This window comes from Amycolatopsis sp. NBC_01307, assembly GCF_035975215.1.
Classification (GTDB): domain Bacteria; phylum Actinomycetota; class Actinomycetes; order Mycobacteriales; family Pseudonocardiaceae; genus Amycolatopsis.
Genome location: NZ_CP108403.1, coordinates 5,984,971 through 5,998,566, shown reverse-complemented (window position 1 = coordinate 5,998,566; position 13,596 = coordinate 5,984,971). Strand labels below are relative to the sequence as shown.

The 13,596-nt window shown below is 70.6% G+C and carries 7 protein-coding genes; 3 read left to right on the top strand and 4 right to left on the bottom strand.

Annotation, left to right across the window (positions count from 1 at the left end; translation table 11 throughout):
• The first annotated feature begins 257 nt into the window (after positions 1–257).
• Positions 258–4,136, top strand: a complete 3,879-nt coding sequence (locus OG439_RS25705; protein ID WP_326943410.1) for a carbohydrate-binding protein — start codon at positions 258–260, stop codon at positions 4,134–4,136.
• A gap of 65 nt (positions 4,137–4,201) precedes the next feature.
• On the opposite strand, the gene OG439_RS25700 is transcribed toward OG439_RS25705, so the two are convergent.
• Positions 4,202–4,933 carry an SDR family oxidoreductase gene (locus OG439_RS25700; protein ID WP_326943408.1) on the bottom strand — a complete coding sequence of 244 codons (732 nt, stop codon included), beginning with the start codon at positions 4,931–4,933 and terminating at the stop codon, positions 4,202–4,204.
• 105 nt (positions 4,934–5,038) lie between these two features.
• Entirely contained in the window at positions 5,039–6,187 is a 1,149-nt protein-coding gene (gene xylA, locus OG439_RS25695) for a xylose isomerase (protein ID WP_326943407.1), read from the bottom strand.
• Positions 6,188–6,285: 98 nt separating this feature from the next.
• Here xylA and OG439_RS25690 point away from each other — a divergent pair, with 98 nt between their 5' ends.
• Entirely contained in the window at positions 6,286–7,449 is a 1,164-nt protein-coding gene (locus tag OG439_RS25690) for an ROK family transcriptional regulator (RefSeq protein ID WP_326943406.1), read from the top strand.
• Between the two features lie 429 nt (positions 7,450–7,878).
• Here the strand turns inward: OG439_RS25690 and OG439_RS25685 are convergent, their stop codons facing one another.
• Together OG439_RS25685 and OG439_RS25680 are read right to left on the bottom strand one after the other, a co-directional pair.
• Positions 7,879–9,297, bottom strand: a complete 1,419-nt coding sequence (locus OG439_RS25685; protein ID WP_326943405.1) for a discoidin domain-containing protein — start codon at positions 9,295–9,297, stop codon at positions 7,879–7,881.
• 184 nt (positions 9,298–9,481) lie between these two features.
• The gene (locus OG439_RS25680; protein WP_326943404.1) at positions 9,482–12,718 is read right to left on the bottom strand and encodes a S8 family serine peptidase; all 3,237 of its coding nucleotides are present in this window, start codon (positions 12,716–12,718) and stop codon (positions 9,482–9,484) included.
• Positions 12,719–12,954: 236 nt separating this feature from the next.
• Between OG439_RS25680 and OG439_RS25675 the strand changes: the two genes are divergently transcribed.
• A complete protein-coding gene (locus OG439_RS25675) occupies positions 12,955–13,596 on the top strand; it encodes a TetR/AcrR family transcriptional regulator (protein WP_326943403.1) in 642 nt (213 codons plus the stop codon).

The window sequence follows — 13,596 nt, the reverse complement described above, 5'->3', positions numbered from 1 at the left end:
GCGTGTCGTCCCTCCAGGCACGCGTGTCGTCCATCGGAGTACGCGTGCCGGCCGTTCCGGCACGCGAACCGACCCTCCGGGTACGCCGGCCGACCGTCCAGGTACGCCGGCCGACCCGCCGAGCACGCGCGCCGGGAGGACCGGCACGCGCCCGAGACTTCTGTGCACGGGTGGCCGCCAGCCCCGTCGGAAGGTGATCGAAACCGGCTTCGCGCCAATCCGGGGCGAAGCACGCTCAAATCCAGGAAGGAACCAGCATGTCTCCGTCCCCACCGAAGTGGGCGAGGCTGTTCGGCGCCGCGACACTGAGCGCCGGCCTCCTGCTCACCCTCGACACCCCGGCCCGCGCGGACATCCCCGCCGCGGACTACCAGCAGGTCGCTCTCGCCACCGGCGCGGCCGAGCTCGGCGAGGCGATGTCGCTCGCCGTGCTGCCCGACCGCTCGGTCGTGCACACCTCCCGCGACGGCACCGTCCGCGTCACCACCGCGGCCGGCGCGACGTCCGTCGCGGCCAAGCTGAACGTCTACACTCACGACGAGGAAGGCCTCCAGGGCGTCGCCGCCGATCCCGGCTTCGCCACCAACCGCTACGTCTGGCTCTACTTCTCGCCTCGACTGTCCACACCGGACGGTGACGCGCCGACCGACGGCACCGCCGCCGACTTCGCGCCGTTCAAGGGCGAGCTGCACCTGTCGAGGTTCGTCCTCAAGACGGACAACACCCTCGACCTGGCCAGCGAAAAGGTCGTCATGGCCGTGCAGAACGACCGCGGCCAGTGCTGTCACGTCGGGGGTGACATCGACTTCGACGCCGCCGGCAACCTCTACCTGACCACCGGCGACGACACGAACCCGTTCTCCTCCGACAGCTACTCGCCGATCGACGAACGCACCACGCGCAACCCGCAGTTCGACGCGCAGCGCTCGGCCGGCAACACGAACGACCTGCGCGGCAAGCTCCTGCGGATCCACCCGCAGGCCGACGGGACGTACACGATCCCGTCGGGCAACCTGTTCGCGCCGGGCACCGCGAACACCCGGCCCGAGATCTACGGCATGGGCTTCCGCAACCCGTTCCGGATGAGTGTCGACAAGGCGACCGGCGTCGTCTACCTGGGCGACTACGGCCCGGACGCCGGTGTCACCGACGCCAACCGTGGGCCGCAGGGCCAGGTCGAGTTCGACCGGATCACCAGCGCGGGCAACTTCGGCTGGCCGTACTGCACCGGCTCGAACACGACGACCGAGTCGTACAACCACTACACCTTCCCGAGCGGGCCGTCCGGGGCGAAGTACGACTGCGCCGGCGGGCCGACGAACTCCTCGCCGCGCAACACCGGCGTCGCCAAGCTGCCGGTGCCGAAGGCCGCGTGGATCAAGTACGCGGGTGACGAAGGGTCGCCGCCGGAGTTCGGCAGCGGGTCGGAGTCGCCGATGGGCGGGCCGGTCTACCGGTACGACGCCGCTTCGACGTCCACGGTGAAGTTCCCGCAGTCCCTCGACGGCAAGTTCTTCGCCGGGGAGTACGGGCGCAAGTGGATCAAGGCGGTGACCGTCAACGCCGACGGCAGCCGCGGCACGATCGACAACTTCCCGTGGACCGGCACGCAGGTCATGGACATGGCCTTCGGCCCGGACGGCGCGCTGTACGTCCTCGACTACGGCACCGGCAGCGACAACCAGGCGCTGTACCGGGTCGAGTACCTCGCGGGCACCAACCGCAACCCGGTCGCGAAAGCCGCGGCCGACAAGACGTCGGGGCCGAACCCGCTGACCGTGAACTTCTCGTCCGCGGGCAGCAGCGATCCTGAAGGCGGCGCCCTGACCTACCGCTGGAACTTCGGCGACGGCCAGACGTCGACCGCCGCGAACCCGGCGCACACCTACACCACCAACGGGACGTACTCACCGAGCCTCACGGTGACCGACCCGGCCGGCCTCACCGGCACCGCGAGCCTGGTCGTCACGGTCGGGAACACCGCGCCGACGGTGAACCTGACCACGCCGGCCGACGGGCAGCTGTTCTCCTTCGGCGACACCGTGCCGTTCCAGGTGACCGGCAGCGACCCGGAGGACGGGGCGCTGGACTGCTCGAAGGTCAAGGTGACCTACCTCCTGGGCCACGACAGCCACCAGCACCAGATCACCCAGGCGACCGGGTGCAGCGGCTCGATCGCCGTCCCGGTCGACGGTGAGCACGACGCCGCGGCGAACATCTTCGGCGTCTTCGACGCGCAGTACACCGACAACGGCGGCCTCGTCTCGCACAGCGTCCACAAGCTGCAACCGCGGCACCGCCAGGGCGAGCACTTCTCGGCGCAGTCCGGGATCCAGCTCGCCGACCACGGTTCGGCGGAGGGCGGTCGCACGGTCGGTTACACCGACAACGGCGACTGGATCTCCTTCGCGCCGTACGCGCTGGGCAACGCGACGTCCATCAGCGCGCATGTTTCCTCGGGCGGCCCCGGCGGCACGCTGGAGGTCCGCGCGGGTTCGCCGACCGGCACCCTGCTCGGCACGATGACCGTGGCGAACACCGGTGGCTGGGAGACGTTCCAGGACGTGACGACGGCCCTGGCCAACCGGCCGTCCGGGTCGACGTCGCTGTACCTCGTGTTCAAGGGCGTCACCGGGCAGGGCAACCTGTTCGACCTGGACTCGTTCACCTTCGCCACCGGCACGCAGGCGGGGTCGATCGAGGGCGAGTCGTTCACGTCCGGGTCCGGCGTCCAGGCCGCGGCGCACGCCGCGGCGAGCGGCGGGAACACCCTGGGCTACATCGACAACGGCGACTGGGCCGGGTACGCGTCGGTGAGCACGTCGGGCGCGCGGACGTTCACCGCGCGGGTGTCGTCGGCCGGCCCGGGCGGCACGATCGAGATCCGCTCGGGTTCGGCGACGGGGACACTGCTGGGCACGGTTTCGGTGCCTTCGACGGGGGACTGGGAGGTCTTCCAGAACGTCACGACGTCGGTGACCAGCGGCTCCGGGCCGTTGTTCCTGGTGTTCCACGGCGGTTCCGGTTCCCTGTTCGACGTGGATTCGTTTAGCCTGAACAGTATGCCGACCCAGGTGGATCCCGCGTACAACGTGCTGGTGTTCTCGAAGACCGCCGGGTTCCGGCACGACTCGATCCCCGCGGGGATCCAGGCGATCCGCGAACTGGGCACGGCCAACGGCTTCGGCGTCACGGCGACCGAGGACGCGTCCGTGTTCACGGCGTCTTCGCTGGCCGCGTACAAGGCGGTCGTGTTCCTCTCGACCACCGGTGACGTCCTGGACGCGACGCAGCAGGCGGCGTTCGAGTCCTATGTGAACGGTGGCGGCGGCTACCTCGGCATCCACGCCGCGGCCGACACCGAGTACGACTGGCCGTGGTACGGGCAGCTCGTCGGCGCGTGGTTCAAGAGCCACCCGGCGATCCAGGCGGCGAACTTCGTCACCGAGGACCGTACGAACCCGGCGACCGCGCACCTGCCGGCCGTCTGGAACCGCACGGACGAGCTGTACAACTACCGCACGAACCCGCGCGGTCAGGTGCACGTCCTGCAGACGCTGGACGAGTCGAGCTACACGGGCGGCGAGATGGGCGCCGACCACCCGATCACGTGGTGCCACCCGCAGGGGAGCGGCCGGGCGTTCTACACCGGCCTGGGCCACACGATCGAGTCCTATTCGGACAGTGCGTTCCGGACCGAGCTGGTCGGCGGGATCCGCTACGCCGCCGGCGTCGTCTCGGCGGACTGCGGTGTCCGCGCCGGGTCCACAGTGGAGGGTGAGTCGTTCACGTCGGGTTCGGGTGTGCAGATCGCGTCGCACGCGCCGGCCAGCGGCGGCCAGACGCTGGGCTACATCGAGAACGGTGACTGGGCCGGGTTCGCTTCGGTGAGCACGGCCGGGATCACGCGGTTCAGCGCGGTCGTCTCGTCGGCGGGCGCCGGCGGCACGATCGAGATCCGCTCGGGTTCGGCGACCGGCGCCCTGCTGGGCACGGTCGCGGTGCCGAACACGGGCAGCTGGGAGACATTCCGGACGGTCACCACCACGGTGTCGTCCGGTTCGGGTCCGCTCCACCTGGTCTTCCGGGGCGGCGCGGGTTCCCTGTTCGACATCGACACCCTGACGGTGTCCTAGGAAAGTCCGTGAATGCCACATTGAGGGACACTATGTCTCTCAATGTGGCATTCACGGACTTGGGGTCACGGGAGCCAGCCGCCGGTGAAGCCGAAGAACTGGCCTGTCACCGGGGTGGCTTTGCCTGAGGCGAGGAACGCGATCAGCGCGCCCATCTCCTCTTGCTGGCCGAGGCGCTGGAGCGGGACCTCCTTGGCGACGGTCGCGCGCAGCTCGGCGTCGGACTCCCAGAGCCCGGGCGGGAAGTAGGTCGGGTTCTCGAACCAGTTCGGGCCGATGGCGTTGAACTGGATGTTGTACTCGCCCAGCGCCTTGGCGGCCCCGGTCACCAGCGTGGTGGCCGCGGCGCGCGCCGCGCTGTAGAGGACCGCGGTGGCGAGCGGCCGGACGGCGGCCGCCGACGTCACCAGGATGATCCGGCCGGTCCGCGCTTCCTTCATCGCCGGGGTGGCGGCCTGGATCAGCTCGAACGGCCGGTACACCAGCTCCCGCATCAGGAACTCGAGGTCGTCGAGCGGCGCGCCGTCGAACGGCTTCTGGACGGCGGAGGGTGGCACGTAGTCGTTGCTCAGCACGACGTCGACGCGGCCGTGCTCCCGTGCGGCGGCGAGGATCGCCTCGGGTTCCTGCTCGGCGATCGGCGTCAGCTCCGGGTTCTCGGCAACGAACTTGCCGCGTACTTCGGAATCGGAGAACGTCTCGTCGTGGCAGACCACGGTGAACCCGTCGGCGGCGAGCGCCGTCGCACCGGCGGGGCCCGCGTACTGCGTCACGTTGGTGACCAAGGCAACTGTCATGCGGTGATCGTAAGCAGCCGCCCGGCCCCGCGGGTCCGCCGAACGGACGCGCGTGAGGGGCACCCTCAGGGACTCCAGGTCCCTGAGGGTGCCCCTCATGGCACGTCAGCGCACGCCGAGCAGGTGCTCCAGCGCCAGCTGGTTCAGGTGCGTGAAGTGGTAGCCGCGGGCCGCGGCCGCCTCGACGTCGAAGTCGTCCTTCTGCAGGTCGTCCAGGGACTCGCCCGGGGCCAGCGTCGGGGTCGACAGCTCCGGGACGCGGGACGCCGCCAGCGCCTCCACGACCTCCGGGTCGGCGCGGAACTTGCGGGACTTCTCGCGAAGGATCAGGTACGTCCGCATGTTCGCGGCCGCCGAGACCCAGACGTCCTCGGTGTCCTCGGTGCGCAGCGGCTTGTAGTCGAAGTGGCGGGGGCCGTCGTAGCCGCCGTTCTCCAGCAGGTCGACGAGGAAGAACGCGCTCTTCACGTCGCCGTGGCCGAAGATCAGGTCCTGGTCGAACTTCGGGCCGTGCTGGCCGTTGAGGTCGATGTGGAACAGCTTGCCCTGCCACAGCGCCTGCGAGATGCCGTGCACGAAGTTGAGCCCGGCCATCTGCTCGTGCCCGACCTCCGGGTTGAGCCCGAACATCTCCGAGCGCTCCAGCTGCGAGATGAAGCCGAGCGCGTGTCCGATCGTCGGCAGCAGGATGTCGCCGCGCGGCTCGTTGGGCTTGGGCTCCAGCGCGAACCGCAGCGAATAGCCCTTCTCGACGACGTACTCCGCGAGCGCGTCGAGGCCCTCCTTGTAGCGGTCCAGCGCCGCGCGGACGTCCTTCGCGCCGTCGGACTCGGCGCCCTCGCGGCCACCCCAGACGACGTAGGTCTGCGCGCCCAGCTCGGCCGCCAGGTCGATGTTGCGCCGCACCTTGCGCAGCGCGTAGCGGCGGACGTCGCGGTCGTTGCTGGTCAGGCCGCCGTCCTTGAACACCGGGTGGGTGAACAGGTTCGTCGTGGCCATCGGCACCTTGAGCCCGGTCTCGGCGAGCGCCTTGCGGAACCGCTCGATCGCCTTGTCGCGGTCGGGTTCGGTGGCCAGCAGGTCGTCGTCGTGGAACGTCACCCCGTAGGCACCCAGCTCCGCCAGCCGGTGCACGCTCTCCACCGGGTCCAGCGCCGGCCGCGTGGCGACCCCGAACGGGTCGTTCGCCGGCCAGCCCACGGTCCAGAGGCCGAAGGTGAACTTGTCGGCCGCCTGGGGGGCGTAGTCGTCCATGACTGTCCCTTCATTTAGTTCACGTTGTAGACTAAATATGCGCCGCGGCGGTCCCGGGCGTCAAGAGCCCGGATAGAGTGCTCGGCAGGAGGGACACGATGACCCAGGCCGTGCGGCACGACTCGATGCGCGCCCGCAACCTCGAGGTCGTGCTGGGCGCGGTCAGCCGCGGCGGCCCGCTGACCAGGGCCGCCCTCGCCGAGCTGACCGGGCTGACGAAGTCCACGGTCTCGAAGCTCGTCGGCGACCTGGTGGACGCCGGTTTGCTGGCCGAGACCGGGCCCGCCCGCGCGGGTGAGCGGGGCCGGCCGGGCGTGGACGTCGTGCTCAGCGGCGCCCGGATCGCCTCCCTCGGCCTGGAGATCAACGTCGACTACCTCGCCGTGCGTGTGCTCGATCTCACCGGCGCCGTCCGGTTCGCCGCCCGCCGCGACCGCGACAACCGCGGCTCCCGGCCCAAGAAGGTGCTGGCCGAGCTGCAGGCGCTCGCCGGGGAGGCGATCACCGAAGCGCGCCGCCTCGGGCTCGACCTCGCGGGCGCGGTGCTCGCGGTGTCCGGCCCGGTCGGCGCCGGCGTGCTGTTCAGCGCCCCCAACCTCGGCTGGCAGGACGTCCGCGCGGCCGACCTGCTGCGCCTGCCCGTCCCGGTCGAGCTGGACAACGAGGCGAACCTCGCCGCGCTCGGCGAGCTCTGGTACGGCGACGGCGAGCGCGACTTCCTCTACGTCTCCGGCGAGGTCGGCATCGGCGCGGGCCTGGTCGTCAACGGCGAGCTGTTCGCCGGCTCCCGGGGGCTGGCCGGCGAGCTGGGCCACGTCGTCGTGACGCCGGGCGGCCCGGCTTGCCGCTGCGGCGGCAACGGCTGCCTGGAGACCTACGCCGGCCAGGAAGCGTTGCTGACGGCCGGAAACACTCCGACGGTGGCCGCACTCCTGGCCGCTCTCGACCGCGGCGACCAGGTCGCCTTGAACGCGTGCGCCGCGGCCGGCCGCGCCCTCGGCGTCGCACTGACGTCGGCGGTGAACCTGCTCGACCTGGACCGCATCGTGCTGGGCGGCGTCTTCACGCAGCTGTACCCGTGGCTGGCCGAGCCGGTGGCCGAGGTTCTGGCCACCCGGCTGGGCGGCCTCCGCGGCGCACCACCGGTGCTCACGGCATCACGCTTGGGCGGCGACGCCGCAACACTCGGCGCGGCGGGCCGGGTCGTGCACCGCGTGCTGGCCGACCCGGCGCCGTTCCTGGTGCGGGCTCAAGAAGCGTAAGCCTCCACTTCGGACGCTTGGCCCGCGGGCCAGCCGGTGTTGCCGACATCCGTTGGAGGCCGTCGCCGTCGCGTGCGGCGCTTCCGGGTCGGAGCTGCCGCCGGGTTTGGTGAGGGCCATCGTCGTGCGAATCTCGTCGGTCGCCCTCTTCGGCCGCTCAGGGCGGCCCGGGTCGTGCACCGCGTGCTGGCCGACCTGGCGCCTTTCTTGGTGCAGGCTCAGGGGGCGTAGGCCTCCACTTCGGCCGGTTGGCCTGCGGGCCAGTCTGTTCGCCGACATCTGTTGGAGGTCGTCGCCGTCGCGGTGGCGCGCAGAGCCTGCAGATCGGAGCTGTCGCCGGGTTCGGTGACGGTCATCGTCGCGCGGAGGCGCGGCGGGCCGGGTCGTGCACCGCGTGCTGGCCGATCCGGCGCCGTTCCTGGTGCGGGTTCAGGAGGCGTAAGCCTCCACTTCGGACGCTTGGCCCGCGGGCCAGCCGGTGTTGCCGGTGAAGGTGAGCTTCAAATACCGCTGCGACGTCGGCGGGACGGTGATCGTCACGGAGTTGGCCTGAGCCGGATCGAAGACGTACCCGGCCGGGGCGCCGCCGTTCACCGCGATCGTCTGGGTCCGGGAACCCCACGACGGCGGCAGTTTCAGCACCACCCGCCCCACGGTGACGGCCGAGCCCAGGTCCACGGTCACCGTCTGCGGGAACGCGTTGTTCGTGCTTTCCCAGTAGCTCGACGCGTTTCCGTCCACCGCGTTGCCCGGCGGGAACCCGCCCTGCGAACCAGTCGCCGAGACGGCCTTGCCGAACGCGAGGTTCGGCGAAGCCGGTGGGGGACCGCCGAGCTGCGACGCCCAGTAGCGCGTCCGGTCCAGGTAAGCGGTTTCCGACGCCGCTCCCGACGTCCCGTAAGCGCCCGCGAACGTCTCGTACGCCGACGACGGCGGCGAGGACCGCGCCGGTTCGATGATCGAGCCCTCGTGCCATTCGTTGAACGACGTCACCGACACCCAGTCCGGATTCCCGCCCACCGCCGGGGAAAGCGCGTTCTGCCACTCGCGGTCGTACGTGGCGCCGTTGTCCCGCGCCAGCGTCGGGGTCGTGTTGCCCGGCACCGCGCGGTCGTCGTTGTACCCCGGCCCCACCGACGGCGCCCAGACCAGGCCGTTCGCCGCGCAGAACGCGCCGGCGTCGCGCCAGCCCGGCGCGGTCGCGCCGGCGATGGCGTCGTAGGTGTACATCCCGCCGAAGTGCGCGACCTTGCTCGTGTCCGTCGTCTGCGCCAGCACGATCGCCGACGAGCGCACCTGGTCCAGCGCCGTCCAGTCGGTGATCCGCAGGCTCTCGAAGACGTAGAACGCCGGCCGGTTGCCGTGCTCGGCGTCGCGGTAGAACGCCGGGCTCGAGCCGTAGCGGCTGGTCAGGTACCCGATGTCGGCGACAGTCGACGAAGCCGTCCGCCCGCTGTAGGGCTCGAGGTGCCAGGCGACCTTGATCCCGTGCCGTGCCGCGGCGGCCAGCACGCCGGCGGCCAGACCGTCCTCATAGGACCCTTGGCCCCACCAGCTGTAGACGATCACCCCGGCGCCGGACTGCTCGATCCACCGCATGTGCTGCTCGACCGCGCCGGTGAAGTCACCGGAGTCGTACGGGCCGAGCGACGGGTAGAAGTTCGCGCCGATGTCGGCCGGCGGTGTGTGCCCGCCCTGGTCCCAGTGGCGGTAGGCGCCGCCGCTGTTGCCGTACCAGGGGTAGTAGAACAAGTGGGTCCGGGTGGAGAGCGCCGCGGCGTGCGCGGCTCCCGGCAAAGTGGCCGCCAGCAGGAGAAGTGCGGCGAACAGCGTCGAAATCCGTCGCATGGGGACCCTCTCGGGGGATTCGGGGTGTTCCAGACCATACGGACGCCACGCGAAATCCCGCAACACTTCCACCGACATACGCAAACTTGCGTCGGAAACCCACCCGGAACCACCCGGAACGCTGCTCGGAAAGCGAAAACCGCCCCGGGCGAACCCGGGGCGGTTTCCGTTCAGCGGGACGGAACTAGCTCACGGCGTTGATCTGCACCAGCGAGCTGCCGACCGTGACACCGGTGTCGGTCTGCACGGTCAGCTGACCGCGCAGGACGCGCCCGGGCGCCGGGGCGGCGGTGGCGGTGACCGTCGCCGGCACCGTCCACGTGCTGCCCGAGGCGTGCGCCGCGACCGGGTCGGTCAGGGCGACCGAACCGAACGCCGGGTTGGTGAACACGTCGACGTAGTCGTACTCGGTGGTGCCGGCCGGCACCGCGTAACCGTCGACCAGCGCGACCCAGGTGCCCGCCGCCGGGTTGGCGATGGTCACCGACTCCTCGGAGTCACCGTCGGCGCTCTGGCCCGCCACCACGCAGGTGCCGGTGGTGCAGTTGTACAGCACCAGATCCAGGTCGGCGCCCACGTCGGACGTCTTCCCGATCGTGGCCGTCAGCGACGTCGAGCCCGGCGTCACCGCGATCTGGTACTGCGCCTGCGCGCCTTCGGCGATCGTCGGCCGCGCCACCTTCGCGCTGCCCAGCGTGGCGCCGAGCAGGTGCCCGGTGAACGCGCCGAGGGTGTTCGTCACGGTGTAGGACCGCGCGATCGGCGTGTTCAGCGTGGCGGCCGCGATCGTGTCCGGGTTCGGCGTGATCGTCGTGCCGAGCACCGACGCGCTCAGCTTGAACGCCGCGTTGTCCACATCGGACGTCCGGCGCGCCTCGACGACGATCTCCCAGACCCCCGGCTGCGGGTTGGCGAACGTCCGGCTGGTCGGCGTGCCGCCGGGGCAGCCCGCACCCGCGTCGGGCAGGTAGCAGTACGTCGTGGACGTGCTCGCCTCGGCCGGCACGCCGGTCGGGTCGTAGCGCAGGAACCGCACCTGGCCCTTGCCCGGGGCGCCGGCACCGGCGTCCAGGTCCACCTTCAGCGCGCTGGCGCCCTGGGGCACCTTCACGAAGTAGCTGGTCGCCTGGTTGCGGGCGATCTTGCCGGCGACGTCGACCTGGTAACCCTTGGCGGCGGTGAACTCCTGCGGCGCGAAGACCGTGTTGAGGGTCTGCACGTCGACGCCGATGGTCAGCGGGTTGTCCAGGTAGAGCAGCGCCGAGTGCGCCCCGGCGTTCTTCGGGTTCACCTTGACCTGGAAGGTCACCGGCTTGTTCAGCGGCACCGCGACGGTGCCCGCCGAGGAGAACGTGCCGTCGTTGCCGACCCACCGCGCGAAGTAGAGCGCCGGGTTGGCCGAGCCAGACGTCCGCGTGAGCGTGTACGTGCGGGTGTAGGCCTTGCCGGTGGTCACGCCCTCGCGGTCGTGGATGCCGACGCCGGTGTTCGGCGTCGCCAGCAGGTTCGACTGCACCGTGTGGACCTCGACCGACGTCGCGACGGCGTCCGGCTTCGGGTTCAGCGACAGCGCGACGAACGCGGCCGGGACGTTGAACAGGCCCGCGCCCTGGGCGTAGGCGTCGATGCCCGGCACGAACCGGGCGGTCGACTTGATCGCCGAGCGCAGCTGCGCGACCGGCGGCCGCTGGCCGTTGTGCGTGGCCTTGTACGCGCTCACCAGCAGTGCGGCCGCGCCGGTCGCCTGCGGCGACGCCATCGACGTGCCCTGCAGCATCGCGTAACCGGCGGGCAGGCTGTAGGTGCCGGCCACCGGGCCTGGCGCCTCCCAGCGCGGGGTGGTCGAGATCGCCGCGCCGGGCGCGACGATGTCCGGCTTGAAGCCGCCGTCTTCACGCGGGCCGCGCGAGGAGAACGGGTGCATCGACTCGGGCGCCTGGGTCTTCGAGCCGTAGTCCGCGAGCCAGGTCTCCTTGGTGATGTACGAGCCGACCGAGATCGCGTCCGTGGCCACCGACGGGTCGCCGACGGTGTTCGCCCCGGCGCCGCTGTTGCCGGCCGAAATGAAGATCTGGACGTTGTACTCGGCGATGGTGCGGTTGTAGAGCTCCGCGCGGGCGTTGTTGCCGTCGTTGAGCGAGGGCAGGCCGCCGATCGAGATGTTGATGACGTCCGCGCCGTGGCTGGCCGCGTAGACGACGCCGTCGATCAGGCCGCTCGAGGTGCAGGCCGCGCCGGTGAGGCAGACCTTGACGGCCAGGACCTTCGCGCCCGGGGCCGCGCCGTCCATCTTGCCGCCGAACAGGTCGTTGCCGGTGGCGATGCCCGCGACGTGCGAGCCGTGCTCGGCGCCGGCGATGCCGATGCCGACGAAGCCCGGCTTGTCGGTCTGGACGACGAAGGCCATCCGCTCGGCGATGTCGGTCGCCGGGTTGTCGGTGCCGAAGAAGCCGACGTCGTAGTTGGTCTTGTAGTCGGTCATCGGCTTCTCGTCGGTGAAGTCACCGTTGCCGTTGAGGTCGACGCGGACCTGCTTGGTCGCCGGGTCGAGCAGCACGCCCCAGGAGTCGGCGCGGTCGCCGTCGCGGTTGATGTCACCGCCGGTCTCGCTGTCGGCGGCACCGAGGTCGCCCGCGGTCTCGCTGAACGAGCCGAACGTGTACGGGCCGCCGGTGGCCGGGGCCGTCCAGGTCTTGCCGTTCGCGGTGAACGTGCCGGTGTAGGTCTGGGTCGACTGCGCGACCCAGGTGCCGTCACCGGAGTTGGTGGCGTTGGCGTTGTACCAGTCGACGATCTTGCGCTCGCCGTGGCTGGTCTTCGCCAGCGCGGGGGTGTCGAGGTCGACGCCGGAGTCCAGCACCGCGACCGTGGTGTCCTTGCCGTCCCAGTTGGGCAGGACCTGGCCGAACTGCGCGGCGTAGGTGTCACCGGTCGGGAGGTAGGGGTTCACGCGCGGCGTGTTCTTCCCCGGCGCCGGCTGCGGCAGCGGGTTCACGGTGCCGTCGGGCTTCGGGTCGTCGCGCACGATGAGCCCGTCGACGTCGACGGCGCTGACCGACTTCAGCTTCGCGGCCTTGCCGGCGTTGCCGGTCGGGATGCTCACCTTGACGTAGTCGAGCTTGCTGTCGGTGGACTGGACGACCCCGCCGAGGGCCTTGAGCTCGTTGACGGCGGCGCCGGTCTGGCCCTTCTCGGCCGCGACCAGCAGGGTCACGTCGGGCTTGCCGGCCTTCTCGGCTTCGGCGACGAGCGTGCGGTCGTGCTCGTCGAGGGCCTTGCTGCCGTCGGCGGCCCCGGCGGTGAGCGGGGCCTGCTGGGCGGACGCCACCGGGACGGCGATGCCGAGGACGGAGGCGCCGAGAGCGGTGGCGAGGACGGTGATCCCGGCCCGCCGTCTCCAGCTGGATCTGAGCTGTGTCACTGCGTGAGCCCTTCGTGAAGAGATGCTTGCGAGCAGTACACATCGCGGGATGATCCGCAGCAATAAGACACTTAGCCCATTACCCGCAATTGGTTGCGGGCCGAATGGCCTAACGGGATCACCGGTTAGGAGGCAACCGGATGCGACGTCGCGGCGTGATGTGCCCACCTTGCTATATGTACGTATAGGGGGCTACATTCACGTGTAGCAAGCTGCGTCGAGAGATAGGCCGTTCCATGACCGAGAGTGGTCCCGCCTTCGAGGACCTCACCGCGCGCGCCCGCATCCGCGACGCCGCCATCAGGCTGTTCACCGAGCAAGGCGCCGAGAAGACGTCGATCCTCGACATCGCCCAGGCCGCGGGCGTTTCCGGCGGGCTGATCAGGCACCACTTCGGCTCGAAGGACGGGCTGCGCAAGGCGTGTGACACCCACGTCTTCGCCGAGCTGATGCGGTTCAAGGAGGAGGCGCTGAAGAAGGGGCACGCGAACCCGGGGTTCCTCCCGACGTTCGACGCCCGTCAGCTGCTCTACCGCCGTTATGTGGGCCGCGGCATGATCGACGGCTCCGACGCCGCCGCCGAGCAGTTCCGCGAGATCGTCGACGGGACCGAGCAGTACTTCGTCGACTCCGGGCTCGACGTGCCCGACCCGCGGGCGGCCGCGGCCGCGCTCACCGCCATGACCGGCGGGCTGATGATCCTGCAGGACCACATCGCGCGGGCGCTCGGCGAGGAGCCCGGCACCCCCGAGGCGATGCTCCGCATGATGGCCGCCGCCGGGCACATCTTCACCCATCCGCTTGCCACCCCCGAACTGCTCGAGAAGGCCCGCGAAGCGCTGGCCAAGAACTCCGGCGAACAACCACGGAAGGAATGA